Source organism: Paraburkholderia sp. J41 (assembly GCF_905220235.1).
Classification (GTDB): domain Bacteria; phylum Pseudomonadota; class Gammaproteobacteria; order Burkholderiales; family Burkholderiaceae; genus Paraburkholderia.
The window spans coordinates 170,678-197,385 of the sequence record NZ_CAJMZE010000011.1 but is presented as its reverse complement, the minus strand read 5'-3'; the positions used below and the strand labels follow the sequence as shown (position 1 = coordinate 197,385).

Below are 26,708 nucleotides of genomic sequence, written 5' to 3'. Positions count from 1 at the left end.
AATTCGATGGTGTGTCGACGAAACCGTATCGACAAAACCGCGACAAAACTGGCAGCGCCGATGGTAGCAGCGCATTCCTACGAAAAGCTGGAGCGATTCCTCCACACTTGCAGGGAACATCCGACGCAAGGGCCGGCGTCGCCGATCTCGCTCGACGCGTGGGTTTCAGCCTGGGCGGGGCATTACAATAGCGGCCATGACCGAAACCGTGCTGCTTGCCCTCGATACGTCGACCGAATTTTGCTCGGTCGCGCTGCTTCGCGTCGCCGCCGGCGCGTCTTTTGCCGATTCCGTTGCCGGCCCGTCGGCCGCATCTTCGTCCACTGCGTCGTCCGCTTCGTCGTCCGCTTCGTCGGCCGTTCCGCGCTCCGAAGTCAGCGTCTGGGTGCGGCACGAAGCCACGGGCGCCGTGTCGAGCACGCGGCTCTTGCCCGCCATCGCCGAGCTGTTCGACGAAGCGGGCCTCGCGCTCGCCGACTGTGACGCCGTCGCGTTCGGCGCCGGCCCCGGTTCGTTCACGGGCCTGCGCACCGCGACGGGCGTGGCGCAAGGTCTGGCATTCGGCCTCGATCTTCCGGTGGTGCCGGTCGGCACGCTGCTGGTGTGCGCCGAAGCCGCGCGCCTGCGCGACCCCGCCGCCACGCGCGTGCTCGCGGCGCTCGACGCGCGCATGGACGAAGCCTATTGGGCCGACTACGCCTGGGACGCCGAAGCGGGCGACTGGCGCACCTTGCAGGCGGCCTCGCTGGACGCGCCCGAGCGCATCGTCGTGCCGGACGCGCCGTTCACGCTCGCGGGCAATGCGGCGGCGGCATTCGGCGCGCGGCTGACGGCGGCCGCTGCCGCGCGCGTGATCGACGGCGAGGCGCTGCCCCATGCGCTGCCGCTCGCGCACGCCGCGCTGCGCGCCTTTCGCGCCGGTCGCACGCAGCGCGCCGACCAGGCCGCGCCCGAATACGTGCGCAACAAGGTCGCGCAAACCACGGCGGAACGGCTCGCCGCGAACGCCGCCGCGCCGGTTCCTGGTCACGATGGAAATGGCGCGCGCGGCAAGGGCGAGGGCGGCGGAGGCGGCCGATGAGCGGCGTGCTGATGACCGACCGTTATCTTTCGCCGATGACCGAGAGCGATCTCGACGAAGTCTCGGTCATCGAGCGCTCCGCCTACGAATTTCCGTGGACGCGCGGCAACTTCGAGGATTCGCTGCGCAACGGCTACTTCGGCCTGTGCATGCGCCACGTCACCGGCACGCTGATCGGCTATTGCGTGCTGATGCCCGTGGTCGACGAAATGCATCTGCTCAATCTGTGCGTCGCGCCGCAGGCTCAGGGCGTGGGCGCGGGTCTCGCGATGCTGCGTGAAGCGGCACGGCTGTCGCGCACACATGGGCTAGAAGGGCTGCTGCTCGAAGTGCGACCGTCGAATCATCGGGCCATCCGGCTTTACGAGCAGTTCGGTTTCGTAACGATCGGCCGTCGCAAGAACTATTATCCGGCGCGTCATCACACGCGCGAGGACGCGCTCGTGATGCGTTTTTCTTTTGCAGGGGAGGGCGGCAATGGCGCTCGATGACATCGCGCTCGAGGAGCTTGGGCTCGCGCCGCGCTGGGTGCGCAAGGGCGTGGCGATAGCCGCGCACGCCGGCGCGCAGGACGTGGCGGCCGACGTCGAGCCGACGGCGCGCGTGGCCGAAGCGGCTGCGGCGCAGCGTACGGTCGAGCCAGCACAGGAAGACGCGGTGCGCGAGGCGCGGGCCGCGCGTTCGCAGCAGGCGGCGCGGTTCGAAGCCGGACCGGCATCGACGGTCGAACCGCAACCCGAATCCCTACAGGAAGCGAAGGCCACGCCGGCGATTTCATCGGACGAACCGCCGCCCTTCACGGAGGACGATTTCGCGTGGTTCGACGCCGTGGCCGAACCCGCGTTGCCCGCCGATGCGCCCGCGCCGCCGCGCGCGCCGCGTGACGACATTGCCGCGCTCGACTGGGATGCGCTGTCGGAGCGCGTCGCCGGTTGCACGCGCTGCCGCCTGTGCGAGAAGCGCACGAACACCGTGTTCGGCGTCGGCGATCGCGAGGCCGACTGGATGCTGATCGGGGAAGCGCCCGGCGAGAACGAGGACCGCCAGGGCGAACCGTTCGTCGGCCAGGCGGGCAAGCTGCTCGACAACATGCTGCGCGCGCTCTCGCTCGAGCGCAGCCAGAATGTCTATATCGCCAACGTCATCAAGTGCCGGCCGCCGGGCAACCGCAATCCCGAACCCGACGAAGTCGCGCGCTGCGAGCCCTATCTACAGCGTCAGGTCGCGCTCGTGAAGCCGAAGATCATCGTCGCGCTCGGCCGTTTCGCGGCGCAAAGCCTGCTCAAGACCGACGGCAGCATCGCATCGTTGCGCGGGCGCGTGCATCAGTACGAAGGCGTGCCCGTCATCGTCACGTATCACCCGGCGTATCTGCTGCGCAGCCTCCAAGACAAGTCGAAGGCGTGGGCCGATCTTTGCCTTGCGCGCGACACCTGGCGCGGCGCGGCACGCGTAGACCGATGAGCGACGCGCGGGCAAACGCGCGTCTATACGATCCGTCGCTCGGCATGCCCGGTTTCGACGACGATTTCGCCGCGCTCAACGACGCCGCGGTGCGCGATCTCGCGTGGCTGCTCCTGAGCGCCGATCTGTTGCGCGCGCAACCGCCGCAACTGCCGCACGCGCTGTTCGCCCAACTTTTTTCCGACGCCGAGGAAAAGCGCGCCGCGCTGAACTGGCTCGCCGCGCTCGACCGCGATCCCGCGCCGCTGCACGCGGCGCTCGCGAGAGCTTCGGCCACGCGTCTCGGGCGTTACGCCGAGGCGCTGCTCGGCTGGTTTTTCGCGCACGGTCCGTCGGCGCGGCTGGTGGCGCAGAACGTGGCGGTGCGCGGCGAGGGGCGCACGCTCGGCGAATGCGATTTCCTGCTGGAAACTCGCGCGGGCGAGCGACTGCATTGGGAGCTGGCGGTGAAGTGCTACCTGCATGCGGGCGGCGCGGCGCTGGCGGATTTCGTCGGGCCGAATCTGCGTGATCGCTTCGACTGGAAGCTGGCGCATTTGCGCGATCGGCAACTGCGCCTGAGCGAGCGCGCCGAATTTGCGGCGCTCGGTTACGCCGGGCCGTGGCGCGCGCAGATGCTGGTCAAGGGCCGGCTGTTTTATCGCGCCACTGGGGCGCCGCTGCCGCCGCTGCCGGAGGCGCCCGAACTTGCGGCCGCTCACGCGCGGGGCTGGTGGGTGACGCAATCGGAATGGCCGGCATTTGCGCGGGCGCAGCGCGCCGAGGGCTGGAGCGCGCTGCCGCGCCTCGCGTGGCTGGCGCCGTGCCGGATCACGGCGAATGTCGACGCCGCCGACATGGGCGCCATTCCTGTCGACGCAACTAACAGCCCCGAAATGACGATGCCGCCAGACAGCGATCCCGCCGAAAAGGCGCGGTCATGGACGGCGCGAAGTGCGGTCGCGGCGCCTGCCGATCCCGAAACGCTGCTGGCCGCCCTGGTTGCTCAATCGAATAGGAAAGAACCGTCGATGGTCGCCGCTTTCGCCCTCGACGCATCGAATGGCTATGTCGAGCAGTCGCGCGGTTTCATCGTTCCCGACAACTGGCCCGAGGGCGCCGCGTCGTTCGCGCGCACCTGAGCGCATACCTGAAGGGCACACCTGAGCGCACACCGGGCCCCAGGCGAACGCGCGCTCCGGTTCCCTTGCGCGAACTTCACCACCAACGCCAGAAATGATGCACCGGCCCCACGCCGTGTCCGACGTCGAGCCGCGAGCTGGCTTCGAGCGCGGCGGTCAGATACTGCTTCGCTTCGCTCACGGCCGGCGCGAGATCGTCGCGCTGCGGCCACAGCGCCGCGATCGCCGAAGAAAGCGTGCAACCCGTGCCGTGGGTATTCGTCACGGGCACGCGCGGGCCGCCCAGACGCAGCGTGCATCCCGCTTCCACGAGCCAGTCGGGGCTGTCCTCGCTGCCGAGATGGCCGCCTTTCATCAGCACCGCACGCGCGCCCAGCGCGCGCAGCGCCTCGCCTTGCGCGACCATCGCCGCTTCGTCGGTGGCGGGCGCGACGCCCAGCAAGGCGGCGGCTTCGGGCAGATTCGGCGTGACGATACCCGCGAGCGGAAGCAGTTCGTCGCGCAGCGCGGCAACGGCTTCCGGCGCGAGCAGCGCGTGATTGCTTTTGGAGATCATCACGGTGTCGAGCACGACGCGCGGCGGCTGGTAACGGCGCAATGCGTCGGCGACGGCGCGCACGATCGAGGCGTTGGCGAGCATGCCGATCTTCACGGCGTCGATGCGGATGTCGTCGAACACGGCGTCGAGCTGCGCGGTGACGAAGCCCGTGTCGGGCGCGTGGATCGCCGTGACGCCGCGCGTGTTTTGCGCGGTCAGCGCGACGATCGCGCTCGCGCCGTACGCGCCGAGCGCGGAGAACGCCTTGAGGTCGGCCTGGATGCCGGCGCCGCCGCCGGAGTCGGAACCGGCGATCGTGAGGACGTTGCAAATCGGTGAATTCATGGCGGCTTCGCTGCGCTGCGTTTGCGTGCCGGAAGCGATCACTCGGCACGCGCAAAAGTTTTGTGGGATGCGGCGGCGGCGCGCCGCGCGTTGATCCGCGTAATTCAAGTCAATCGGGGCAAAGCGTTCGGTGTGATTCGGCTGCCGTCAAACGGGTGCATCAATTCGGTTGCCTCAATTGGGGTCGCCGCAATTCGATTGCTGCAATTCGGTTGCCTCAATTCGGTCGGCGTATCCGTTTGGCGTACGTCGTTCGGCGCAAGTCGCTCAGCGTCAATCGGCTGCCGCAATCGGCGGGCGTATCTGGCCGGCGGAAATCGGCCGGCGAAAACCGGTCGGCGTAACCCGATCGACGTGCGGCGTTCTGCGCGACCGTTCGGCCTCGTTCGATCGCCGCGGCTCAATGCCGGTGATTTTCGCCGATCAGCGCCACGGAGTCGAACGAACGCTGATTGGCCTGATGACGGCGCATCACGAGCCACATCATCAGGCAGACGAACGTGCCGAACAGCACGATCACAATGGTCACCGGCACGTCGAGCCAGACGAGCACGGCGTAGAGGCACAGCATCACGAGCACCGAGAGATTCTCGTTGAAGTTCTGCACGGCGATCGAATGGCCCGCCGAAAGCAGCACGTGACCGCGATGCTGAAGCAGGGCGTTCATCGGCACGACGAAGAAGCCGGACAGGCCGCCCACCACCATGAGGAACAGATACGCAAAAACGAGATAACCCGAAATACGCATATGGCCGATATGCAGGCCCCAATGCGGCGGAAAGAGACTGCGCGTGTAGAACGCCATCAGCATGACGGCGATTCCCATGACGATGCCGACCGGCAGCACCGAGAGCGACTTCTTGAGCGGCACGCGCGCGGCCGCGATCACGGCGCCCGCCGCGACGCCCACGGCAACCACCGCTTGCAGCACCGCGCCTTCGGAGAGCGACATGCCGAGCGACACTTCGGCCCACTTGAGTACGATGAATTGCAGCGTGGCGCCCGCGCCCCAGAACAAGGTCGTGACCGCGAGCGAAATCTGGCCGAGCTTGTCGTGCCAGAGCGTGTTGAAACAATCGGCGAAATCGGTGATGAGACGGATCGGACCGTGCTGCTGGCGCGGATAACGCGCGCCGGTGTCGGGAATGCGCAGGTTGAACAGCGCGGCCACCACGTAGATGCCCATGATCACGAGCATGGCGGCTTCGGCGGGCGTGTTGATCGCGGCGGGCGTGTGCCGGATCACGTGCGCGGCAATGTGGGGACTGATGAGCGCGCCGCCCAGCACGGTGCCGAGAATGATCGAGCCGACCGTCGTGCCTTCGATCCAGCCGTTCGCGGCAACGAGCCGCTCGGGCGGCAGCAGTTCGGTGAGAATGCCGTATTTGGCGGGCGAATAGGCCGCCGCGCCGAACCCGACGATGCCGTAAGCGAGCAAAGGATGCAGACCGGCGAGCATGATGGCGCAACCCACGACCTTGATCGTGTTCGTGATGAACATCACGCGGCCCTTGGGGCGGGAATCAGCGAAGGCGCCGACGAATGCGGCAAGAACGACGTAGGACAGGACGAAAAACAGCTTTAGCAGCGGCGTCATCCAGTTCGGGGCGTTTAAATCTTTGAGCAGTGCAATCGCGGCGATCAGGAGCGCATTGTCGGCCAACGACGAAAAAAACTGCGCGGCCATGATGGTGTAAAAGCCTTTTTTCATCTGATGCGATGCTGTCCTCGCTGCGGTCCGTCCGCCCCGGACGGGTGGGAGGCATCCGGGCTTATTACGTTCGAAATGGGTTGTGCGCAGGGCTTTATATCACGAAAATAGGTGTATTCGGACTAGCACAATCCTTGACCGCCCATCAGGCGGGCCCGCCGGGCGCTGAAAACACCCTGTAAGCTCCTGATTCGAAAGCGTCTTTGCGAAAAATCTCCCATGCCGCGCCCCCTCTCAGCAACGATTCACACCCCCGCTCTCGCCAATAATCTCGCCGTTGTCCGCAAGTACGCGCCCAGGTCGAAAATCTGGGCCGTCGTGAAGGCCAACGCTTACGGGCACGGGCTTGCGCGGGCGTTTCCCGGTTTGCGCGCGACGGACGGTTTCGGCCTGCTCGACCTCGAAGAAGCGGTGAAATTGCGCGAGCTGGGCTGGGCCGGCCCGATCCTGCTGCTGGAAGGCTTTTTCCGGCCGACCGACATCGACGTGATCGACCGTTACAGCCTCACGACCGTCGTGCATTGCGACGAACAGATGCGCATGCTCGAAATGGCGCGCCTGTCGAAGCCGGTCAACATCCAGCTCAAGATGAATAGCGGCATGAACCGCCTCGGCTACACGCCCGAGAAGTACCGCGCCGCGTGGGAGCGGGCGCGCGCCGCGGCCGGCATCGGTCAGATCACGCTGATGACGCATTTCGCCGACGCCGACACGCCGCGCGGCATCGCCGAACAAATGGAAGCGTTCGAGCGCGGCGCGCACGGCATCGCGGGCGCGCGCAGCTTCGCCAACTCGGCGGCCACGCTCTGGCATCCCGACTCGCACTTCGACTGGGTGCGGCCCGGCATCATCCTGTATGGCGCGTCGCCTTCGGGCGTGGCGGCCGCGCTCGAAGGCGTCGGCTTGCAGCCCGCGATGACGCTGGCCTCGGAAATCATCGCCACGCAGCAGGTGGCCGAAGGACAGACGGTCGGCTATGGCTCGACCTTCACGGCGCGCCAGCCCATGCGCATCGGCGTGGTGGCGTGCGGTTACGCCGACGGCTATCCGCGCGTCGCGCCCGAAGGCACGCCCGTGATCGTCGATGGCGTGCGCACGCGCGTGGTCGGGCGCGTTTCGATGGATATGCTCACGGTCGATCTCACGCCGGTGCAGAACGCGGGCGTGGGCACGCGCGTCGAGCTATGGGGCGCGCATCTGCCGATCGACGAAGTCGCGCAGGCGTGCGGCACGATCGGCTATGAACTCATGTGCGCGGTGGCCCCGCGCGTGCCGGTGCGCGCGGAATAACGGGCAAGCGCGCGCCGCCCTTAAAAAGAACGAAGCAGCAACAAGCAGGAACGCATGGCAAAAAGCATGGCGAAGGTCAAGACGCTGTACATCTGCACCGAATGCGGCGGGCAGGTGCCGAAGTGGCAAGGGCAGTGTCCCGCGTGCCAGGCATGGAACACGCTGGTGGAGAGCGTGGCGGAACCCGCGGGCAACCACCGTTTCCAGGCGCTCGCCAAGAGCGCGCCGGTGCGCCGGCTGGCCGACATCGAAGCGTCCGACGTGCCGCGCTTCACCACGGGCGTGGGCGAGTTCGACCGCGTGCTGGGCGGCGGGCTCGTGGCGGGCGGCGTGGTGCTGATCGGCGGCGATCCCGGCATCGGCAAGTCCACGCTGTTGCTCCAGTCGCTCGCGCAGATCGCGGCCGAACGTCGCGCGCTCTACGTGAGCGGCGAGGAATCGGCGGCGCAGATCGCGTTGCGCGCGCAACGGCTCGCGCTGCTCGATCCGGGCTCGAAGGCGAGCGAACTGCAACTGCTCGCTGAAATCCAGCTCGAAAAAATCCAGGCGACGATCGAGGCGGAAAAGCCCGACGTGGCCGTGATCGACTCGATCCAGACGATCTATTCCGAAGCACTGACCTCGGCGCCCGGCTCGGTCGCGCAGGTGCGCGAGTGCGCGGCGCAGCTCACGCGCATCGCGAAGCAGTCGGGCACCGCGATCATCATGGTCGGCCACGTGACGAAGGAGGGCAATCTCGCGGGCCCGCGCGTGCTCGAACATATCGTCGACACCGTGCTGTATTTCGAAGGCGACACCCATTCGTCGTTCCGTCTCGTGCGCGCGTTCAAGAACCGTTTCGGCGCCGTCAACGAACTGGGCGTGTTCGCGATGACGGAAAAGGGCTTGCGCGGCGTGGCGAATCCGTCGGCGCTATTTCTGTCGCAGCACGAGCAGAGCGTGCCGGGTTCGTGCGTGCTCGTGACGCAGGAAGGCACGCGCCCGCTGCTGGTGGAAGTGCAGGCGCTCGTGGATACGGCGCACGTGCCCAACCCGAAGCGCCTCGCCGTTGGCCTCGAACAGAATCGCCTCGCGCTGCTGCTGGCAGTGCTGCATCGCCATGCCGGCATTGCGTGCTTCGATCAGGACGTGTTCCTGAACGCAGTGGGCGGCGTGAAGATCACCGAGCCCGCCGCCGACCTTGCCGTGCTGCTCTCGATTCACTCGTCGATGCGTAACAAGGCGTTGCCCAAGGGTCTGATCGTTTTTGGCGAAGTCGGTCTCGCGGGCGAGATCCGTCCCTCGCCGCGCGGGCAGGAGCGCTTGAAGGAAGCGGCCAAGCTGGGCTTTTCATGCGCGCTGATTCCCCGCGCCAATGCGCCAAAGCAGCCGATCGACGGTTTGACCGTGATTGCCGTGGAGCGGATCGAAGAAGCCATCGACCGCGTTCGCGAGCTGGACTGAGGGCGGCGCGGGCGTCGGCGGCGCCTGACCTGTCACGTAATGATTAGTAACAACCCTGGTTGGCGCTGTAACCATTTCAGTTCGTGTTTTCCCTATCCTGTGCCCGATATGTAACCCGCATCCAGCGGAAAGGATAGCGACTTGAAACAGACTGATACGTTCATGAGCGCTCGATCGATCGTCGTGCGCGGCTGCCGGGTTTCGGAACCGCTCTTGCAGCCTTGGGGCAGTAGCTGCCGCATCGTCGAATGGATCGACGGCGACGGCCGCATTTCGCGCCGCGTGGTCGCGGAAGACGTCACGGCAGCGGAAGTGCGCAGCACCATCGCGCATCATGTGGAAGGCCGCAAACACGTGCTCTACGACGACGAGCGCACACCCCGGCAAACGCTGCCGCGGCGCTAAGCCGAAAGCGGGATCAGGAATGGGCGCTCGAAGGCGCCCATTCTTGTTTTGATGCCCCCGATACGCTCAGCGGGTTCGAGGCGTTCAGAGCCACGGATTGTAGTTGGGCGGCTTCTTGTTGCCGGGCGCCGTGGTAGCCGTGGTATCGCCGGCTTGTCCCGGCTGGTTTTGCTGATAGGAACTCGCCGCATTCGAGGCGCCGGTCTGCGCGGCTTGCCGGCTCGGCCCGCCTTCCTGCGCGCGCTGGCGTTGTTCCATGTCGTTCATCATTGCCTGCAAGACGTCGGCGTTGAACAGGGGATGCCGCGCCGCTTCGCCCGGCGTGAGCACCGGCGAAACGCAGCAGTCGATCGCTTCGAGGCGGTCGATCCACGTTTGCAGCGTTTCCGAAGCGAAGATGCCGGCGAGTTCGCGCGTGAGCGTGACCGCGTCGGCGCCGCCGATGGCCTGGCCGAGGCTCCAGTGGCGTTGCGCCCAATCGTCGCGGCCCAGCGCGTGGCAAAGCGTTTGCCAGAACTTCAGTTCGAGCGCGCCCACGGCGAGCCAGCGGCCTTCCTGGGTGCGATAGAGGTTGTAGCAGGGCACGCCGCCGTTGAGCAGACCGCCGCCGGGCTGGAGCGCCGCCGCGTCGTCGTTGGCGAGCGCGACCTGGGCCACCACGTTGTTCGCGTAGCTCTCGTGCGCCATCGAAACGTCGACGAAACGGCCTTCGCCGCCGCGCGCCACGGCCCACAGCGCCGCGAGAATCTGCGTGACCGCCGAAAGCGCGCCGCCAAGCAGATCGGCGATCTGGAAGTTGGGCAGCACGGGCACGCCGTCGCGACTGGCGAGCTGGTCGAGCACGCCCGCATAGGCGACATAGTTGATGTCGTGGCCGGGATGCCCGGCGAACGGCCCCTGCGTGCCGTACCCCGTGATCGCGCAATACACCAGTTTCGGGTTGACGTCGCGCAGCACTTCGTAGCCGACGCCGAGCTTGCTCATCACGCCGGGCCGGAAGCTTTCGACGAGCACGTCCGCGTCGCGCGCCAGCGCCAGCAGCACCGAGCGGCCGCTTTCGGTCTTGAGGTCGAGCCGCGTTTCGCGCTTGCCGCGATTGACGAGCCGATAGAACGCGCCGGGCCGCGCCGCCACCTCGTCGGTGGCGCTTTGCATCATGACGCGCGCGGCGTCTCCGGCGCCCGGCGGCTCGATCTTGAGCACGTCGGCGCCCATTTCCGCGAGCCGCAAGGTGGCCACGGGACCGGGCAACAGCAAGGTCAGGTCGAGAACGCGCAGGCCCTGCAAGGCGGCGGATGACGGCACTCGTTTCTCCTCGGCGAAAGACGGTGACAAGCAGCGGTCCGGTAAGCGTAGGTTAGAGGCGGCGTTGCGGGTGGCGTTCGAGGCGTCGCCGGAAGCGCGTCACCCGAGTTGTTCGAGCGCTTCGTGCGCTTCGAGCCAATCGGCTTCGAGCGTTTCGAGCCGCGTCTGGACTTCGGCCTGGCGGCGTATCGCTTCGGTCAGACGGCTCTTTTGCTGCGGCTCGTAGCTCGCTGGGTCGGCCACGAACGCCTCCAGCGTGCCTTTTTCCGCATTGAGCGCATCCATCTCTTTCTCTATCTTGCCGATTTTCGCCTGCAAAGGCTTTTTCAGGTGCGCAACCTTCTGGCGCTGCTCGGCCTCCTGACGGCGCTGTTCCTTGCGATTGACGCCGTCCGCCGCGCTCGCGCCGTTGCCCCCGTTGGCCGTGCCGGTCGCATTCGCCGTGCCGGCCGCTTCCTTGAGCGCCGCGCGCTGTTCGGCCGCGTGCTGAAGCAGCCAGTCGCGATAGTCGTCGAGATCGCCGTCGAACGGTTGCAGCCGATGTTTCGCGACGAGCATGAACTGGTCGGTCGTCGCGCGCAGCAAGTGCCGGTCGTGCGAAACGAGGATCAACGTGCCTTCGAATTGCGCGAGCGCCATGGTGAGCGCGTGGCGGGTTTCGAGATCCAGGTGGTTGGTCGGTTCGTCGAGCAGCAGCAGATTCGGCTTTTGCCAGATGATGAGCGCGAGCGCGAGGCGCGCTTTTTCGCCGCCCGAGAACGGCGCGATGGGCGCGGTGGCCATTTCGCCGGGGAAGTTGAAGCCGCCGAGGAAGTCGCGCAGTTCCTGTTCGCGCGTGTCGGGCGCGAGACGCGCGAGATGCTGGAGCGGCGTGTCGGCCGGGCGCAGCGTTTCGAGCTGATGCTGCGCGAAATAGCCGATCTGCAAGCCCTTGCCCGTGCGCGTTTCGCCGGAAAGCGGCGCGAGCGTGCCCGCGAGCGTTTTGATGAGCGTCGACTTGCCCTGGCCGTTCGCGCCGAGCAAACCGATACGCTGACCGTTCTGGATGGAAAGCGCGACGCGCTCGACGATAGGCGTTTCGCTGCCGTCTTCGGCGCGATAGCCACAGCGCACGTCTTCCATGACGAGCATGGGATTGGGCGCGGAGTCGGGCGTGCGGAACTCGAACGTGAACGGCGAGCTTGCGTGCGCCGGCGCGATCAGCTCCATCTTTTCCAGCGCCTTCACGCGGCTTTGCGCCTGGCGGGCCTTGGTGGCCTTGGCCTTGAAGCGGTCGATGAAGCTTTGCAGATGCGCGACGGTGCGTTGCTGCTTTTCGTAGGCGCTTTGCTGGAGCGCGAGTTGCTGCGCGCGCAGGATTTCGAACTGCGAGTAGTTGCCCCCATAGCGCTTGATTTGCTGATTTTCGAGGTGCAGCGTGACGTTGCAGACTGAATCGAGGAATTCGCGGTCGTGCGAGATCACGATGAGCGTGCCCGGATAGCGATGCAGCCAGTCTTCGAGCCAGACGATCGCGTCGAGATCCAGGTGGTTCGTGGGTTCGTCGAGCAGCAGCAGGTCGGAGCGGCACATGAGCGCCTGCGCGAGATTCAGGCGCATGCGCCAGCCGCCCGAGAAGCTGGTGACCGGCTGGCGCGTCTGGTCGAGCGTGAAGCCCAGGCCCAGCAGCAGCGCTTCTGCGCGCGAGGCGGCCGTGTAGCCGTCGGCGTCGGCGAATGCGCCGTGCGCCTCGGCCTCCGCCGCGCCGTCGTGCGCGGCCGACGCGGCGGCGATGCGCGCCTCGATCTCGCGCAGGGCGGCGTCGCCGTCGAGCGTGTAGTCGAGCGCGGTGCGGTCGACGGCCGGTGTTTCCTGCGCGACGTGCGCGATGCGCCACGAAGGCGGCAGCGAAAAGTCGCCGCCGTCGGCGTGCAGTTCGCCGCGCAGCACGGCGAACAAGGTGGATTTGCCCGCGCCGTTCGCGCCGACGAGGCCGGCTTTTTCGCCCGGATTCAACGTGAACGAGGTCTGGTCGAAAAGCGGCTTGGTGCCGCGGGCAAGACTGAATTGATTGAAGCGGATCACGACGGCGCCGGCAAAAGGAAACGAATCGCCATTTTAAACTGTGGCGCGCCCGCGCCGGCATCATCCGAACGGCTAGCCATTCGGCCAGGGTGCGGGCGAAGCGGGTTCTCACGTAGACTGGCGCTTTTCCACGGGAGAGCCAGATGACCTCGATCTATTCGTTTTCGGCGCAACCGCTGGGCGGCGGCGAGCCGGTCAGCCTCGAACGCTATGCGGGCAAGGTGCTCTTGATCGTCAATACCGCGAGCGAATGCGGGTTCACGCCGCAATACGCGGGTCTGCAAAAGCTTTACGACGCGCATGCCGCGCGCGGGCTGGAAGTGCTCGGTTTTCCGTGCAACCAGTTCGGCAAGCAGGAGCCCGGCGACGCCGCGCAGATCGGCGGTTTCTGCGAGAAAAATTTCGGCGTGACCTTCCCGATGTTCGCGAAGATCGACGTCAACGGCGCGAACGCGCATCCGCTTTATCGCTGGCTCACGGGCGAGGCGCCTGGCCTGCTCGGGCTCGAAGCCATCAAGTGGAATTTCACGAAGTTTCTCGTCGACCGCAACGGCAACGTGGTGAAGCGCTACGCGCCGGTCACGAAGCCCGAGGCGATCGAGGCGGACATCGAAAAGCTGCTCTGAATCGCGTGCGGGAAAACGTAGTGAAAGGCGCGTTTGAAAGGCGCGTGTGAAGGGCGTACGAAAGGCGGGCTGACGACCGGCGGCGCTAGAGAATCGGCGCGAACAGGCGCGCCAGATGCATCGTGATCTTGCGCCATGCCGGTGCGTCGCGGTATTCGCTGCGGTCGATCTCGACGGTCTCGTCGAAGTCGCGCAGCAGCATTGCCTCGACTTCGGCCGCGAAGCCGTGGTGTACGGTCACCACCATGACCTCGAAGTTCAGCCGGAACGAGCGGTTGTCGAGATTCGCGCTGCCGACGGCGGCGGCCACGTCGTCGATCAGCACGATCTTCTGGTGCAGAAAGCCCGGCGTGTAGCGGAAGATGCGAATGCCGGCACGCACCGCGTCGTAGGCGTAGAGCATGGACGCCTCGAACACCACGTAATGGTCGCGGCGGCTCGGGATCATGATGCGCACGTCCACGCCGCGCAGCACGGCGAGGCGCAGCGCCGCGAACACGGCCGAGTCGGGCACGAGATAGGGCGTCGTGATCCAGAGGCGCTTCTTCGCCGCGTTGATCGCCTCGACGAAAAAGAGCGAGCAGGTTTCCTGGCGGTCGGCCGGGCCGGTGGGCATGACGAGGCAATACATGTCGTCGCCGTCGCGCGGCTCGACCGTGGGCGGCCGGCACTCGGGCAGCTTCTGCGTCGCCCAGTACCAGTCTTCCGTGAAGGCAAATTGCAGATTCGCCACTACCGGCCCGCGCACTTCGATATGCGTGTCGCGCCACGGCGAAAGCCGGGGATTCGCACCGAGATATTCGATGCCGACGTTGTGCCCGCCGACGAACGCGCACTGCCCGTCGACCACGACGATCTTGCGGTGATTGCGAAAGTTGAGCTGGAAGCGGTTGACGAAATGGGTGGTGGAGAACGGATGCACGTCCACGCCGCCGTCACGCAACTCGTTCACATAGCGCGCGGGCAGATCGAAGGAACCGATGCTGTCGTAGAGGAAATACGCGCGCACGCCGCGTTGCGCGCAGGCGATCAGCAGTTCCTTGAGCATGTCGCCGAGCGCGTCGGCGCGCACGATGAAGAACTGCACGAGCACGTAGTGCTGGGCGCGCTCGATGGCGTCGAAGATGGCGGAGAAGGTTGCTTCGCCGTTGGGCAGCGTGCGCACGCTGTTGCCGGGAACGAGCGGCATGCCGCCCAGCCGAGCGAAGGTGCGGATCACGCGCACGCCGAGCGCGTCGGCGGGCCATTCGCCGGCGGAAACGAGCTTGTCCCAGTCGGGTACGTCGGTGCGAGCGCGCAGCGTTTCGTTGCGCAGGCGCCGCGCATCGGCGTAACCGGCGAACTTGCTGCGGCCGAGAAAGAGGTAGGGGACGAGCGTGAGGTAGGGCATCGTCGCGAGCGAGACGGCCCATGCGATCGCGCCTTGCGAGGTGCGCGTGTTGAGAATGGCGTGGCACGCCGCGATCAATCCGAACAAATGGATGATCGCGAGCAGGGTGCCGAGGTGTAACCAGTCGAGATGCATAGAGGCGAAGGACGCTCCCAGGGCCTGACGGCATGGCCCGCGCCCCGGTGCGCGGAGCCGGAAACGCCAATCTTACCGAAGCCGTATGGAGGGCGACTATCGAAGGCGACTATCGAAGGCGATTAACGAAGGCGATTCACGAAGGCGGCCGGCGGCCAGACGGCCCGTGCGTGCAGGTCCGTGTGGGCCATTAGCCAGTTAGCCAGTTAGCCAGTTAGCCAGCGTGGGCTCGAACGACTTTCCGGCCGGGTTCGAGCGGAACTCGACCCGGATTCAGGCCGATTCACGCCAGCTTCAAACCGGCAGATCGCCCGCCTGGATCAGGAACACCTGATCGTCGCCCGCGCTCGTCGAGAGCCATACAAGATCGAGGCCGCCGAACGCCGCTTCCACGTTCTCGCGCTCGTTGCCGATCTCGACCACCAGCACGCCTTCGTCGGTGAGCCAGTTGCGCGCCTCTTTCACGATGCGGCGCACGATGTCCATGCCGTCCTCGCCGCCCGCGAGCGCCATCTCCGGCTCGTGGCGATATTCGGGCGGCAGCGCCTCCATCGACGCGGCGTTCACATAGGGCGGATTCGTGAGGATCACGTCGTAGCGGCGCTCGGGCAGGGGCGCGAACAGGTCGCCTTCGAACAGCGCGATGCGTTCGTCAAGACCATGTTCATGCACGTTGCGCGCCGCCACTTCGAGCGCGGGCGCCGAGAGATCCACGGCGTCGATGTCGGCGTTCGGGAATGCGTGCGCCGCGAGCACCGCGAGGCTCGCCGAGCCCGTGCAGAGTTCCAGCACCGCGCCCACTTCCTCGGGATCTTCCACGTACGGTTGCAGGCCGTCGGCCAGCAACTCGCCGATGAACGAGCGCGGGACGATCACGCGTTCGTCGACGTAAAAACGCACGCCGTGCATCCACGCTTCCTGCGTGATGTAGGCGGCGGGCACGCGCTCGATCGCGCGGCGCTCGATCACGCCCAGCACCTTGTCGATTTCCTCGGTCGTGAGCCGCGCGTCGAGGAACGGTTCGAGCAGGTCGAGCGGCAAATGCAGCGTGTGCAGCACGAGATACGCGGCTTCGTCGTAGGCGTTGCTCGTGCCGTGACCGAACGCGAGTTGCGCGCCGGAAAAGCGCGAGACGCCGTAGCGCAGCAAATCGCGCACGGTGGCAAAAGCAGTGGCAAGCGGGTGCGTCATAGAGGGGACTCCAGTTCGAACGCCTTACGCGATCAGTTGTTCGAGCACGCGGCGGTACACGTTCTTGAGCGGATCGACGAATTTCACTTCGATATGCTCGTCGATCTTGTGGATGCTGCCGTTGGGCGGCCCGAATTCCACGACTTGCGGGCAGAGGCGCGCGATGAAACGGCCGTCCGACGTGCCGCCCGTGGTCGACAGTTCCGTCGTCACGCCGGTTTCGTCGAGAATCGCCGTTTCCAGCGCGTTCGAGAGCGCGCCGCGCGGCGTGAGAAAAGGCTGGCCGCTCACGGTCCATGTGAGGTCGTAGTTCAGGCCGTGCCTGTCGAGGATCGCGTGTACGCGTTGTTGCAGGCCTTCCACCGTGCTCGCGGTCGAGAAGCGGAAGTTGAACATCACGTCGGCGTGGCCGGGAATCACGTTGCTCGCGCCCGTGCCGCTGTTCAGGTTCGACACCTGCCAGGTGGTGGGCGGGAAATAGTCGTTGCCGTCGTCCCACTTTTCGGCGACGAGTTCGGCGAGCGCCGGCGCGAGCAGATGCACGGGATTCTTCGCGAGATGCGGATACGCAATGTGACCTTGCACGCCCTTCACGACGAGCTTGCCCGACATCGACCCGCGCCGGCCGTTCTTCACGCAGTCGCCGAGCGTATGCGTCGAAGTCGGTTCCCCTACGATGCAGTAATCCATGCGCTCGCCGCGCGCCTTGAGCGCTTCGACCACCTTCACGGTGCCGTCGGTGGCCGGTCCTTCCTCGTCGCTGGTGATGAGGAACGCGATCGCGCCGCGATGCTGCGGATGCGCGGCCACGAACTCCTCGCTCGCCACCACGAACGCCGCGAGCGACGTCTTCATGTCGGCGGCGCCGCGGCCGTAGAGCACGCCGTCGCGGTGCGAAGGCTCGAAGGGCGGCGAACTCCACTGATCGAGCGGGCCGGTCGGCACCACGTCGGTGTGGCCCGCGAAGGCGAGCAGCGGGCCGTCCGCGCCTGCCGTGCCGCGCTTGACGGCCCAGAGGTTCGTCACGCCGTTGGACGCGATGGTTTCGCACGCGAAGCCGATCGCGGCGAGGCGCTCGGTCATGATGCTCTGGCAATGCTGGTCGTCGGGCGTCACGGACGCGCGCCGGATCAGGGCTTCGGTAAGAGCGAGGGTGGCGGACATAAAAGAACCACTTTCAATAAAAATGCCGGCACCGCTGATCGAACAGGGGCCGGCAACAGCTTGTCATGCGGGCGTCGAGCGCTTTGCGAGGCGAGTGCGACGCGCCGCGGAAAGATCAGGCGAACAATTCCGCGTACTGCTCGGCGGAAAAACCGAGCGTCTTCACGCGACCGTTCACGACGATCACCGGGCGCTTGATGATCGACGGCTTGTGGATCATCAGCGCGATCGCGCCGGCGGTCGTGTCGGCTTCGGCCTTGTGTACGTCGGACAGGCCGCGCCACGTGGTGCCGCGCTTGTTGATGAGCTGATCCATCGGCACGTCCTTCAACCAGTCCTGCACCAGCGCGTTCGACACGCCGGCCTTCTTGAAGTCGTGAAATTCGAATTCGACGCCGTGTTCCTCGAGCCACACGCGCGCTTTCTTCACGGTGTCGCAGTTCGGGATGCCGTAGACGACGGTTTTCGCGGCCTTGGCCATCAGTCGCCTCGCAGCAGCTCGTTGAGGCCGACCTTGGCGCGCGTTTTGGCGTCCACCTTCTTGACGATCACCGCGCAGTAGAGGCTGTGCGAGCCGTCTTTCGAGGGCAGATTGCCCGCGACCACGACCGAGCCCGCCGGAATGCGGCCATAGGAGACTTCGCCGGTTTCGCGGTCGTAAATCTTGGTCGACTGGCCGAGGTACACGCCCATCGAGATGACCGAGTTTTCCTCGACGATCACGCCTTCCACGACTTCCGAGCGCGCGCCGATGAAGCAGTTGTCCTCGATGATGACGGGGTTCGCCTGGAGCGGTTCCAGCACGCCGCCGATGCCCACGCCGCCCGAAAGGTGTACGTTCTTGCCGATCTGCGCGCACGAACCGACGGTCGCCCAGGTGTCGACCATCGTGCCTTCGTCGACGTACGCGCCGATGTTGGTGTACGACGGCATCAGCACGACGTTTTTCGCGATGAACGAACCGCGGCGCGCGATGGCCGGCGGCACGACGCGAAAGCCGCCCGCGGCGAAGTCTTCGGCCGTGTAATTCGCGAACTTCGAGGGCACCTTGTCGTAGAACTGGCTGTAGCCGCCCGCGGGCATCGGCGCATTGTCTTCCAGACGGAACGACAGCAGCACGGCCTTCTTCACCCACTGGTTGACGACCCAGTCGCCGTCCTTCTTCTCGGCGCAGCGCAGCGCGCCTTTGTCCAGCTCGGCGATGACGTGGGCGACGGCCTCACGCACGTCGTTCGGTGCGGACTTCGCCGAGAAGTCGGCGCGGTTTTCCCAGGCGGTGTCGATGGTCTGCTGAAGTTGTTGCGACATGGTGATGGTTTCGCGTGAGTTTGAAGATGAAATCGGCGGTGCGCGCGGCGTGGCCGGGACGAGGTCGGCCCGGCATGGGCCCGGCGCGCACGAGGAAGGCGTTACGGTTCGAGCGAGCGGCAGAAGTCGACGATGCGCTTCGCGCCCTCGATGCACTCCTCGACATCGGCGACGAGCGCGAGGCGCACGAAGCCTTCGCCCGGATTCGCGCCGTGCGCTTCGCGCGCGAGGAACGAGCCGGGCAGAACCGTCACATTATAGTCGGCGTACAGACGCTGGGCGAACGCGGTATCCGAAAGGCCGGTGCGCGCGACGTTGGCCCAGAGATAGAACGCGGCGTCGGGCAGTTTCACGTCGAGGTGTTCGGCGAGCATCGGCGTGACGGTCGAGAACTTTTGCACGTACTTCGCGCGGTTTTCGCGCACGTGCGTTTCGTCGCTCCACGCGGCGATGCTGGCGGATTGCCAGACCGGCGAGAGGGCCGAGCCGTGATAGGTACGGTACAGCAGGAATTGCTTGAGGATCGCGGCGTCGCCGGCCACGAAGCCCGAGCGCATGCCGGGTGCGTTCGAGCGCTTCGAGAGGCTCGACAGCATGACGAGGCGCTCGAAGCCGCGGCCGAGCCGGTGCGCCGCTTCGAGACCGCCGAGCGGCGGCTTCGATTCGTCGAAGTAGATTTCCGAATAGCACTCGTCCGAGGCGATCACGAAGCCGTATTTGTCGGACAGCGCGAAGAGTTCGCGCCAGTCGTCGAGCGTGATGACGGCGCCCGTGGGATTGCCCGGCGAGCAGACGAAAAGCAGTTGCGTGCGCGCCCAGATTTCCTCGGGCACTTGCGAATAGTCGCAGGCGAAGTTGCGGGCCGGATCGCTGTTCACGAAGTACGGCTCGCCGCCGCCGAGCAGCGCCGCGCCTTCGTAAATCTGGTAGAACGGGTTCGGGCAGAGTACGATCGCGCGTTTCGCCGGGTCCTTCACGCCGAGCGTCGGGTCGACCACGGCCTGCGCGAGCGCGAACAGCGCCTCGCGCGAGCCCGAAACGGGCAGGACTTGCGTATTCGCATCGACGGCGGGCAGCGCGTAGCGCGCCTTCACCCATTTCGCGATCGACTCGCGCAGCGCGGGCATGCCCGCCGTGGCCGGATAGACCGCCAGCCCGTCGAGCGAAGCGACCACGGCGTCGCGGATCAGCGCGGGCGTCGGATGTTTCGGCTCGCCGATCCCGAAGCTGATGTGGCGCAGGCCGGCTTTCGGCGTGACGTACTGGAACAGCGCGCGGAGCTTTTCGAAGGGATAGGTCTGAAGGGTGTCGAGTAGCGGATTCACTTGGGCGTCGGACTGGCGTGGGCGAAGACGAGGCGTGGCACGATGCCGGCGGCCCGGCGCGCGGATGCGCGCAACGCTGGCGCGGCGGCGGGCGGGGCACGGCGTGGATTGCGGGCCTTGCTGGCGTTTTCAGGCGCAAGCCGTGAATTATAACGTGGCGAAGCGCGCGTCGCCGGGCGCGCCTGCGGGAGCGCGGCATTGGCGTGATAGGCGCGCGGCCGCGCTGCGAGGGCCATCGGCGATCATCGAACAAGGGAAAAAGATGCGGTTTTCGATCCAGGCGGTGTGCGAGGCGCAGGCAAAGCGGAGTGCGCGATGAGCCGGAACCCAAGCCTGCACGCTGCCGCCCCGACGCTTGCCATCATGATCGGCGCCTCGGTTTGGGGCGTGGTCTGGTATCCGTTGCGCATGCTGGCGGCTTTCGGGCTCACGGGCACGGCGTCGAGCGCGGCGACCAGCGCGGTCGGCTGCCTGTTCGTGCTGCTGCTGCGCTGGCGCTCGATCGCGACCTTGCGCTGGCACCGCGTTTTGCCGATGCTCGGGCTTGCGGCGGGCGTGACCAACGTGGGTTTCGTCTGGGGCGCGATCCACGGCGAAGTGATGCGCGTGCTGCTGCTTTTCTACCTGACCCCGGCGTGGACCGCACTGTTCGCGCATTTCATCCTCCATGAACGCCTCACCTTGCCGGGCAGCGCGCTCGCGGCGCTTTCGCTGCTGGGCGCGGTGCTGATGCTGTGGTCGCCGAATCTGGGCATGCCGTTGCCCGCCAATCCGGCCGAATGGGCGGGACTCGCGGGCGGCATGGGTTTCGCCATGAGCAATGTGCTGGTCGTGAAAACGAGCCGCGTGCTGCCCGCGATGAAGCCGGAAATGCGCACGGCCGTGATCTTCGGCGGCGCGGCGCTGTTCGGCGCATTGGCTTCGTGCTTCGAGCCGATGTCCGCCGCGCCCGCCGGCGAGCCTCTCGCTCGCGTCGTGCTGCTCGTGCTGGCGCTGGGCGTCGTGCTCGGCAGCAACAACATGCTGGTGCAGTACGGGCTCGCGCGCGTGCCGGCCAATCGCGCGTCCATCATCATGTTGTTCGAACTCGTCGTGACGGCGCTCTCCTCGTGGCTATTCGCGGGCGAAATGCCGGGGCCGCGCGAGTGGGCGGGCGGCGCGTGCATCGTGCTTGCCTCGTTGCTGTCGAGTTGGCTGCATCGCGCGCAAGGTGCGCAGCGAGGCGGCGCGCCGATAGCGCCCGTGAACGCCGAAGCCGATGCAATGACGAACGCCGACGCGCGCCACGACGGCGCAACGCGCGATATCCGCGATCGCGGCGACGGCGATGGCGGTCCTGACGATCCTCATGACGACAACGAGGGTAGCGGCGCCGGCGCGGCCGCAAGGCAGGCACGCCGCGCCGATGCCGATGCCGATGCCGATGCCGATGCCGATGCCGATGCCGATGCCGATGCCGATGCCGCCGACGATCGCGCCGATCCGCGCGCCAACCTTGCCGCGCCGCCTTCCCCCGCGCGGGACGGTGCGCGCGCGATGGTATGATTGCCCCTGATTCCCGCCGCCGGGACGCGCCATGGGCGTGTTCGCGCGGCGAGCCGTGGCGGCTGCATCGTGCGCATCCCGCCGCCGTGCGATGGATGCCGCGCTCGCGCGGCGCAGCGCGGCGAGGTGCGGCACGGGCGGTCCCGTTCACCACTATTCCAACAGCGATATCGCCGTGCGTCTGACCTCGATTAAACTCGCTGGCTTCAAGTCTTTCGTCGATCCCACGCATTTCCAGGTACCGGGCCAACTCGTCGGCGTGGTCGGGCCAAATGGCTGCGGGAAGTCCAACATCATCGACGCGGTGCGCTGGGTGCTCGGCGAATCGCGTGCGTCCGAGTTGCGCGGCGAGTCGATGCAGGACGTCATCTTCAACGGTTCCACCGCGCGCAAGCCGGGCAGCCGGGCAAGCGTCGAACTCGTGTTCGACAACGCCGACGGGCGCGCCGCGGGCCAGTGGGGCCAGTATGCGGAAATCGCCGTGAAGCGCGTGCTGACGCGCGACGGCACGTCCAGCTACTACATCAACAATCTGCCCGCGCGCCGCCGGGACATTCAGGACATCTTCCTCGGCACGGGCCTCGGCCCGCGCGCGTACGCGATCATCGGGCAGGGCATGATCGCCCGCATCATCGAAGCGAAGCCCGAAGAACTGCGCGTGTTCCTCGAAGAAGCCGCCGGGGTTTCGAAGTACAAGGAGCGCCGCCGGGAGACCGAGAACCGTCTGCACGACACGCGCGAGAACCTTACGCGCGTCGAAGACATCGTGCGCGAACTCTCGGCCAACCTGGAAAAGCTCGAAGGCCAGGCGGTGGTCGCAACGAAATTTCGCGAGCTGCAAGGCGAAGGCGAGGAAAAGCAGCGCTTGCTGTGGCTGTTGCGCAAGAACGAGGCGGCCGCCGAACAGCAGCGCCAGCAGCGCGCGATCGAGCAGGCGCAGATCGACCTCGAACGCCACACGGCGCAATTGCGCGAAGTGGAGGCGCAGCTCGAAACGCTGCGCGTCGCGCACTATGCGGCGAGCGATGCGATGCAGGGCGCGCAAGGCGGGCTCTATGAAGCGAACGCTGAAGTGAGCCGCCTCGAAGCCGAAATCAAGTTCATCGTCGAATCGCGCAACCGCGTGCAGGCGCAAATCGCCGCGCTCGCGGCGCAGCGCGAGCAATGGCAGGCGCAGGCGCAAAAGGCGCAAGGCGATATCGAGGATGCCGAGGAGCAGCTTGCGATCGCCGAGGAAAAAGCGGCGCTCGCCGAAGAGGACGCCGCCGCGAAGCAGGAAGCGCTGCCGGCGCTCGAAAACCGCTGGCGCGACGCCCAGGCGCAACTGAACGACGAGCGCGCGGGCATCGCGCGCACGGAGCAGGCGCTCAAGCTCGAAGCCGCGCATCAGCGCAACGCCGATCAAATGCTCCAGCAGCTTCAGCAGCGCGAGGAGCGGCTGAAGTCCGAGGAAGGCGGCCTCGACGCGCCCGACGAAGCGCAACTCGAAGAGTTGCGCATGCAGCTTGCCGAACAGGAAGAGATCCTTCACGACGCTCAGGCGCGCCTCGCCGACGCGCAGGAAACGGTGCCGCGCCTCGACGCGGAGCGCCGTGCCGCGCACGAGCGCGTGCAGGCGGAAAACGCGCAAATCCATCAGTTCGAAGCGCGGCTCGCGGCGCTCAAGCAGCTCCAGGAAAACGTGCAGACCGAAGGCAAGATCCAGCCGTGGCTCGAACGTCACGAACTGGGCGCGCTGCCGCGTTTGTGGAAGAAGCTGCATGTCGAGGCGGGCTGGGAAACGGCGCTCGAAGCCGTGCTGCGCGAACGCCTGGCTGCGCTCGAAGTCTCGAATCTCGATTGGGTGAAGGCGTTCGCGAGCGACGCGCCGCCTGCCAAGCTCGCATTCTATTCGCCGCCCGCCGCCGGTCAGGCAAGCGAAGCGCCGGCCGGTCTCACGCCGCTGCTCTCGCTCGTGCGCATCGACGATGCCGGGTTGCGCGCCGTGCTCAACGAATGGCTCGGCTCGGTCTTCGTCGCCAACGATCTTTCCGAAGCGCTGGCGCAACGCGCGCAGTTGCCGGGCGGCGCGGCTTTCGTCGTGAAGGCCGGCCACAGCGTGACGCGCGTGGGCGTACAGCTTTACGCCGCCGACAGCGAGCAGGCGGGCATGCTTGCGCGTCAGCAGGAAATCGAGAATCTCGGCCGCCAGGTGCGTGCGCAGGCGCTGCTCGCCGACGAAGCCCGCTCGGCCGTCGTGCGCGCGGAAGCCGCGCATACGCAGGCGGCGCAGGTTCTCACCGACGTGCGCCAGCAAGCCGAACGCGCAACGCAGCGCGTACACGCGTTGCAGATGGACGTGCTCAAGCTCACGCAGGCGCACGAGCGCTACACGGCGCGCAGCACGCAGATTCGCGAGGAGCGCGAAGAGATTCGTGCGCAGATCGAGGAGCAGCGGGCGCTGCGAGGCGAATCGGAAGCGAACTTCGAGCGCCACGACTCGGAACTCGCCGAATTGCAGGCGCGTTTCGAAGACAACCAGCTCGCGTTCGAAGCGCTCGACGAGGAACTGGGCGCGGCGCGCAACAACGCGCGCGATCTCGAGCGCGCGGCCGGCGACGCGCGCTTCGCGGCGCGCAACATGGCCAATCGTATCGACGAATTGCGCCGCAATATTCAGGTCGCGCACGACCAGGGCGAGCGCGTGGCCGTATCGCTCGAAGACGCTCGCGCCGAACTCGAAACGATCAACGAGCAGACCGCGCATACCGGTTTGCAGGACGCACTCGAAATTCGCGCGCAGAAGGAAGAAACGCTGCGCGCCGCGCGTGCCGAACTCGACGACCTGAGCGCGAAGCTGCGTGCCGCCGACGAAACGCGCCTCACCGCCGAGCGCGCGCTTCAGCCGCTGCGCGACCGCATCACCGAACTGCAACTCAAGGAACAGGCCGCGCGCCTGAACGGCGAGCAGTTCATCGAGCAGTTGCAGGCCGCGGGCGTGGACGAAGCCGCGTTGCAGGAAAAGCTTTCGCCCGACATGAAGCCGTCGTATCTGCAAGGCGAAGTCACGCGCATCAACAACGCCATCGCGGCGCTCGGGCCGGTCAACATGGCCGCGCTGGACGAACTCGCGGCGGCGAAGGAGCGCAAGACTTTCCTCGACGCGCAGTCGGCCGACCTCACGAGCGCGATCGAAACGCTCGAAGACGCGATCCGCAAGATCGACCAGGAAACGCGCACGCTGCTGCAAGGCACGTTCGACGAGGTGAACCGTCATTTCGGCGAACTGTTCCCGCGCCTGTTCGGCGGCGGCCAGGCGAAGCTCATCATGACCGGCGATGAAATTCTGGATGCCGGCGTGCAGGTGATGGCGCAGCCGCCAGGCAAGAAGAATTCGACGATTCACCTGCTTTCGGGCGGTGAGAAGGCCCTGACGGCCACGGCGCTCGTGTTCGCGATGTTCCAGCTCAACCCGGCGCCGTTCTGTCTGCTCGACGAGGTGGACGCGCCGCTCGACGACGCGAACACCGAGCGCTTCGCCAACCTGGTGCGCGCGATGTCGGACAAGACGCAGTTCCTCTTCATCTCGCACAACAAGATCGCGATGGAAATGGCGCAGCAGTTGATCGGCGTGACGATGCAGGAGCAGGGCGTTTCGCGCATCGTGGCGGTCGACATGGAAACCGCCGCCGGTTTCGCCCAGAATACGGTTTGATCGTTTGTTACGGTTTAAGGACGGCGCGCGACACGCGGCCGGCGCCGCCGCACTCAACCGTGTACGAGGCAGCCGCCGTGCGATTCGCGAACGCCACACATACGGGGCGCACGATGCGCGCGCCGTCGAAAAAGAATTGCTGATGGAGCATGCATGGACGAGTTGACTCTCGGGTTGATCGGCGCGGGCGCTGTGGTGGTCGGGGGCGTGGTGGTGTACAACGCGTGGCAGGGCGCGAGGGTGCGCCGGCGTATGCCGCGCCCGATGCCCGAGGAAGCGGTCGAAGCCCAGCGCGACGAACTCCAGGAGCCGAGCCCGTTCATCGAGCCGGCGCGGGCACCTTCGCGGCGCGAGCCGTCGCTCGCGCAAGGCCCGGAAGCCGAGCGCGTCGAACCGGGTTTCGCCCCGGCCGCGCCGCTCGACACGCCCGCCGACATTCAGGCCGAAACGACCACGCCGAACGGCTTCACTCCCCTGGAGGCAAGCGCTGACGAGAGCGCCGAAGCCGCGACTCAGGCGTCTCCGGCGGCGGACGCACAAGCGCCCGCAACCGGTGGCGAGACCGGCGAAGCCGAGCGCCTCGAACCCGTGATGCCCGCCGCGACCACGATTTCGGCGGCGCCGCCCGCGGTGGTGGATCGCCGCATCGACTGCATCGTGCCGGTCAGGCTGGGCGCCTCGGTCGCGGGCGAGCGCGTGATTCCGCTTGCGCAGCGTTTGCGTCGCGCGGGCAGCAAGCCCGTGCATATCGAAGGCAAGCCCGAGGGCAGCGACGGCTGGGAGCTGCTGCAAAACGGCGTGCGCTACGAGGAACTGCGCGCCGCGGCACAGCTCGCGAACCGCAGCGGGCCGCTCAACGAGCTCGAATTTTCGGAGTTCGTGACCGGCGTGCAGCAATTCGCCGATGCGATCGACGGCGCGCCCGAATTCCCCGACATGATGGAAACCGTGGCGATGGCACGCGAACTGGACGGTTTTGCCGCGCAGTGCGACGCGCAGCTTTCGATCAACGTGATGTCGGACGGCGCGCCGTGGTCCGCGAACTACGTTCAGGCCGTGGCGGCGCAAGACGGCTTGCTGCTCTCGCGCGACGGCACGCGTTTCGTGAAGCTTGACGCGAGGCAAAGCCCGGTGTTCATGCTTCAGTTTGGCGACACCAACTTCCTGCGCGACGATCTCACCTACAACGGCGGCGAACTCATCACGCTGATTCTCGACGTGCCCGTGGCCGACGAAGATATCCTGCCGTTCCGCCTGATGTGCGATTACGCGCGTTCGCTCGCCGAGCGCATCGGCGGGCGCGTGGTGGACGACCAGCGCCGCCCGCTGCCGGAATCGGTGTTGCAATCCATCGACAAGCAGTTGATGACGCTTTACGCGAAGCTCGAACAAGCGGGCATTCCGGCGGGGTCGGCGGCCACGCGGCGGCTCTTTAGCCAGTAACGCGAGCCTCCACCCGGTTTGGCCCAAAAGCGCGGCGCAGCGAATGCGCCGCGCTTTTTTGTTGTGCGCGAGTTGACGTGCTGGCACGTGGAAAAGCGCGGGCAAGATCGGGTTCATGGC

At 66.5% G+C, this 26,708-nt stretch carries 20 protein-coding genes and 1 pseudogene; 11 read left to right on the top strand and 10 right to left on the bottom strand.

Annotated elements, in window-relative coordinates; genetic code table 11:
- Positions 1–196 precede the first annotated feature (196 nt).
- The 4 genes from tsaB to U5805_RS14300 are packed head-to-tail and all read left to right on the top strand — an operon-like array spanning position 197 to position 3,666.
- Positions 197–1,081, top strand: coding sequence for a tRNA (adenosine(37)-N6)-threonylcarbamoyltransferase complex dimerization subunit type 1 TsaB (gene tsaB, locus U5805_RS14315; protein ID WP_322104130.1), 885 nt, complete (start codon positions 197–199; stop codon positions 1,079–1,081).
- The gene (gene rimI / locus U5805_RS14310; protein WP_322104129.1) at positions 1,078–1,572 is read left to right on the top strand and encodes a ribosomal protein S18-alanine N-acetyltransferase; all 495 of its coding nucleotides are present in this window, start codon (positions 1,078–1,080) and stop codon (positions 1,570–1,572) included. The genes tsaB and rimI overlap by 4 nt, the downstream gene beginning before the upstream one ends.
- A complete protein-coding gene (locus U5805_RS14305) occupies positions 1,559–2,545 on the top strand; it encodes a uracil-DNA glycosylase (RefSeq protein ID WP_322104128.1) in 987 nt (328 codons plus the stop codon). Before rimI ends, U5805_RS14305 begins: the two co-directional genes overlap by 14 nt.
- Positions 2,542–3,666, top strand: a complete 1,125-nt coding sequence (locus U5805_RS14300; protein ID WP_415914596.1) for a DUF1853 family protein — start codon at positions 2,542–2,544, stop codon at positions 3,664–3,666. The genes U5805_RS14305 and U5805_RS14300 overlap by 4 nt, the downstream gene beginning before the upstream one ends.
- Positions 3,667–3,742: 76 nt before the next feature.
- Here U5805_RS14300 and thiD read toward each other — a convergent pair whose 3' ends face one another.
- Both thiD and lplT read right to left on the bottom strand, forming a co-directional pair.
- The gene (gene thiD / locus U5805_RS14295) at positions 3,743–4,549 is read right to left on the bottom strand and encodes a bifunctional hydroxymethylpyrimidine kinase/phosphomethylpyrimidine kinase (RefSeq protein ID WP_322104127.1); all 807 of its coding nucleotides are present in this window, start codon (positions 4,547–4,549) and stop codon (positions 3,743–3,745) included.
- Positions 4,550–4,949: 400 nt separating this feature from the next.
- Positions 4,950–6,260, bottom strand: coding sequence for a lysophospholipid transporter LplT (lplT, locus tag U5805_RS14290; RefSeq protein ID WP_322104126.1), 1,311 nt, complete (start codon positions 6,258–6,260; stop codon positions 4,950–4,952).
- 219 nt (positions 6,261–6,479) lie between these two features.
- On the opposite strand from lplT, the gene alr reads away from it, so the two are divergent.
- From alr to U5805_RS14275, 3 genes are all read left to right on the top strand, one after another.
- Positions 6,480–7,550 (top strand): alanine racemase, encoded by a 1,071-nt coding sequence (gene alr / locus U5805_RS14285; protein ID WP_322104125.1) that lies wholly within the window; start codon positions 6,480–6,482, stop codon positions 7,548–7,550.
- A gap of 66 nt (positions 7,551–7,616) precedes the next feature.
- Positions 7,617–8,993 (top strand): DNA repair protein RadA, encoded by a 1,377-nt coding sequence (radA, locus tag U5805_RS14280; protein ID WP_322104154.1) that lies wholly within the window; start codon positions 7,617–7,619, stop codon positions 8,991–8,993.
- A 162-nt stretch (positions 8,994–9,155) separates the two neighbouring features.
- Complete coding sequence (locus tag U5805_RS14275) at positions 9,156–9,398, top strand: DUF2866 domain-containing protein (protein WP_322104153.1); 243 nt, start codon at positions 9,156–9,158, stop codon at positions 9,396–9,398.
- Between the two features lie 84 nt (positions 9,399–9,482).
- Here the strand turns inward: U5805_RS14275 and U5805_RS14270 are convergent, their stop codons facing one another.
- The gene (locus U5805_RS14270; RefSeq protein WP_322104124.1) at positions 9,483–10,703 is read right to left on the bottom strand and encodes a CaiB/BaiF CoA-transferase family protein; all 1,221 of its coding nucleotides are present in this window, start codon (positions 10,701–10,703) and stop codon (positions 9,483–9,485) included.
- A gap of 99 nt (positions 10,704–10,802) precedes the next feature.
- On the bottom strand, positions 10,803–12,767 hold the full coding sequence (locus U5805_RS14265; RefSeq protein ID WP_322104123.1) for an ATP-binding cassette domain-containing protein: 1,965 nt from the start codon (positions 12,765–12,767) through the stop codon (positions 10,803–10,805).
- Positions 12,768–12,910: 143 nt separating this feature from the next.
- On the opposite strand from U5805_RS14265, the gene U5805_RS14260 reads away from it, so the two are divergent.
- Positions 12,911–13,393 carry a glutathione peroxidase gene (locus U5805_RS14260; RefSeq protein ID WP_322104122.1) on the top strand — a complete coding sequence of 161 codons (483 nt, stop codon included), beginning with the start codon at positions 12,911–12,913 and terminating at the stop codon, positions 13,391–13,393.
- 85 nt (positions 13,394–13,478) lie between these two features.
- On the opposite strand, the gene cls is transcribed toward U5805_RS14260, so the two are convergent.
- From cls to dapC, 6 genes are all read right to left on the bottom strand, one after another.
- Positions 13,479–14,918, bottom strand: a complete 1,440-nt coding sequence (gene cls, locus U5805_RS14255; RefSeq protein ID WP_322104121.1) for a cardiolipin synthase — start codon at positions 14,916–14,918, stop codon at positions 13,479–13,481.
- 294 nt (positions 14,919–15,212) lie between these two features.
- Positions 15,213–16,109, bottom strand: a complete 897-nt coding sequence (gene prmB, locus U5805_RS14250; protein WP_322104120.1) for a 50S ribosomal protein L3 N(5)-glutamine methyltransferase — start codon at positions 16,107–16,109, stop codon at positions 15,213–15,215.
- A gap of 24 nt (positions 16,110–16,133) precedes the next feature.
- The gene (gene dapE / locus U5805_RS14245; RefSeq protein WP_322104119.1) at positions 16,134–17,273 is read right to left on the bottom strand and encodes a succinyl-diaminopimelate desuccinylase; all 1,140 of its coding nucleotides are present in this window, start codon (positions 17,271–17,273) and stop codon (positions 16,134–16,136) included.
- Between the two features lie 115 nt (positions 17,274–17,388).
- Complete coding sequence (locus tag U5805_RS14240; RefSeq protein ID WP_322104118.1) at positions 17,389–17,754, bottom strand: ArsC family reductase; 366 nt, start codon at positions 17,752–17,754, stop codon at positions 17,389–17,391.
- Positions 17,754–18,581, bottom strand: coding sequence for a 2,3,4,5-tetrahydropyridine-2,6-dicarboxylate N-succinyltransferase (gene dapD, locus U5805_RS14235; RefSeq protein WP_322104117.1), 828 nt, complete (start codon positions 18,579–18,581; stop codon positions 17,754–17,756). The genes U5805_RS14240 and dapD overlap by 1 nt, the downstream gene beginning before the upstream one ends.
- A 101-nt stretch (positions 18,582–18,682) precedes the next feature.
- Positions 18,683–19,906 (bottom strand): succinyldiaminopimelate transaminase, encoded by a 1,224-nt coding sequence (gene dapC / locus U5805_RS14230; protein ID WP_322104116.1) that lies wholly within the window; start codon positions 19,904–19,906, stop codon positions 18,683–18,685.
- Between the two features lie 315 nt (positions 19,907–20,221).
- On the opposite strand from dapC, the pseudogene U5805_RS14225 reads away from it, so the two are divergent.
- The 3 genes and pseudogenes from U5805_RS14225 to U5805_RS14215 all read left to right on the top strand — a co-directional run.
- Positions 20,222–21,110: pseudogene (locus tag U5805_RS14225) on the top strand (DMT family transporter); the annotation flags it as partial.
- Positions 21,111–21,626: 516 nt separating this feature from the next.
- The gene (gene smc, locus U5805_RS14220; protein ID WP_322104152.1) at positions 21,627–25,145 is read left to right on the top strand and encodes a chromosome segregation protein SMC; all 3,519 of its coding nucleotides are present in this window, start codon (positions 21,627–21,629) and stop codon (positions 25,143–25,145) included.
- Between the two features lie 153 nt (positions 25,146–25,298).
- Positions 25,299–26,588: a cell division protein ZipA C-terminal FtsZ-binding domain-containing protein gene (locus tag U5805_RS14215; RefSeq protein WP_322104114.1), complete on the top strand. Its 1,290-nt coding sequence runs from the start codon at positions 25,299–25,301 to the stop codon at positions 26,586–26,588.
- Positions 26,589–26,708 lie beyond the last annotated feature (120 nt).